Here is a 252-nt window from a genome sequence, read left to right as displayed (position 1 = left end):
ACGGTGTGCTCAATGGCGACCTCGACCTGGCGGCGGGTGTATTCCCCGACATGCCCGCCGAACTGCGCACTACGCCGCTGTTCGAAGAGCATTACACCTGCCTGGTCGACCGCGACAGTCTTGCGCCCAGTGGGGTGCTGGACCTGCCGGCCTACCTGTCGCGCCCCCATGTACTGCTGGAGATGCGCGGCAGCGGCACGCCGGAAATCGAACGGGCACTGACGGCCATTCGTGAACGCCGCCATGTGGCGA

The 252-nt window shown here is 66.3% G+C and carries 1 protein-coding gene; it reads left to right on the top strand.

What is annotated here, in order from left to right; all coding sequences use genetic code 11:
- Positions 1-252: LysR substrate-binding domain-containing protein (locus AAEY93_RS20925; protein ID WP_351079646.1), on the top strand; the 252-nt coding region annotated here is incomplete at both ends.

It is taken from the genome of Shewanella sp. CAL98-MNA-CIBAN-0140 (genome assembly GCF_040309905.1).
Classification (GTDB): Bacteria; Pseudomonadota; Gammaproteobacteria; order Enterobacterales; family Shewanellaceae; genus Shewanella; species Shewanella psychromarinicola.
Note: the sequence above shows the minus strand (reverse complement) of the source record. Positions and strands in the feature narration are given on the sequence as shown.